This window comes from Clostridium psychrophilum (assembly GCF_018861705.1).
GTDB lineage: Bacteria > Bacillota > Clostridia > Clostridiales > Clostridiaceae > Clostridium_AD > Clostridium_AD psychrophilum.
Window position 1 is genome coordinate 1 of sequence record NZ_JAHLEC010000242.1, and the last position, 1,406, is coordinate 1,406.

Here is a 1,406-nt window from a genome sequence, read left to right on the forward strand (position 1 = left end):
GATGTGTTTGCTATACCCCAAAATAGGTTAAAAACGTAATAAAGCACCAGCTATTGCTGGTGCTAATAATTAAAACTTTTTGGGACATTTTCAAATTCAGTTGACATAAAAGATGAAGTGATATATCTTATGTAACTATATTAAATAAAAGCAGAACGTTTGATGAATCATAAGAGTATAAAGAACTATAAGGAGTGATCTATATGAAGCTGATATATGGGTTATTAATTGCAAAAGTATTTCAGAGTGGAAAAGTTCATCCAAAAAAAATAGTAAAAACATTTAAAAAGGAATCTAAGTTCTGGATTAAATTAATTACTGATATTGATAAACATTATAAATAACTTTGTATAGGTATATAAAATTAAAGAGATGCTTTGATGTCAATTACAATTTTATTTGTGAAAACATCGTATTGCCATCTTTATCTAACAATATAGTGATTATGTCTTTATGATCGTTAATATTAATCAAATAATTTTTTATTGTTCCTGATTCTATAATTATTTTGCAACGGACTGTTAACTTATTAGTAGTATCATATATGGTTTTACTTTCTTCATTTACATTTTTATAGTATTTATTAAACATTTGGTCCTCCTACATTTCAATATTTCGTTATGTGTTTTAAATATTATATCCTGGAATCTAAACAATATTCTTTTGTTATCTTTTTAATTTTATATATTTCATTTTTAATAATATTCGATTTAGTTATTACATTTATAAAATAAGTTGCATTTTTTAATAATAAAATAGTTTTAGGGGGGTTACTTATGAATAATATAATTATGGTGTCACATTAGAGGCTAGAAATAAGTTTGCTCCCAATCTACAAGAAATTCTAATAAAATATGGCTGTATTATAGTATGGGATTAAATTTTCATATTATTACTAGAATAGAATAGAATAGAATAGAATATGATATTTGTTATGAAAGTATAGTTTATTAACTATGTTTTTTATTATATAAGGCATTATAAGCATAAGGTAGGTAAGCATTATTTTTATAAAGTTGATTAACAACATTTAGCCTTGTGTATCGCAATGCGAAATATTGATTTATTTAGATATATATGTAGAAATATGGAGGTGATTTAGTCAGAGCACATATGCTATGAAATCATAAAATTAACAATGTGGTAGAATATTAATTGTCGTAAGAAGCGTGCGACGGATTAAGTTTAATGTTAATTACAATTTAATAAGTTTTCAAATGAAAACAAATTAAAAAAAGATTGACAAAACAAGAAATACCTAGTAATATAGTAGAAGTCGTCAGATAATGACAAAGCAAGTTGGTCTTTGAAAATTAAACAGAGAAATAGGTAAAGAAATGAAATAATATTTTGTTTTAACCAGTTAATTACTTTAGTATAAAGTAAAATTTAGTCGTAAGACTAAA

2 protein-coding genes are annotated in these 1,406 nt (G+C 24.1%); one reads left to right on the plus strand and one right to left on the minus strand.

What is annotated here, in order from left to right; genetic code table 11:
* Positions 1 to 203 precede the first annotated feature (203 nt).
* Complete coding sequence (locus KPL38_RS19235) at positions 204 to 344, plus strand: hypothetical protein (RefSeq protein WP_216290740.1); 141 nt, start codon at positions 204 to 206, stop codon at positions 342 to 344.
* Positions 345 to 387: 43 nt separating this feature from the next.
* On the opposite strand, the gene KPL38_RS19240 is transcribed toward KPL38_RS19235, so the two are convergent.
* A complete protein-coding gene (locus KPL38_RS19240; protein ID WP_216290741.1) occupies positions 388 to 591 on the minus strand; it encodes a DUF6440 family protein in 204 nt (67 codons plus the stop codon).
* Between the last annotated feature and the right edge of the window lie 815 nt (positions 592 to 1,406).

Coding starts and splice junctions, on each gene's coding strand:
- KPL38_RS19235 (WP_216290740.1), top strand. CDS start 204: ATGAAGCTGATATATGGGTTATTAATTGCAAAAGTATTTCAGAGTGGA.
- KPL38_RS19240 (WP_216290741.1), bottom strand. CDS start 591: ATGTTTAATAAATACTATAAAAATGTAAATGAAGAAAGTAAAACCATA.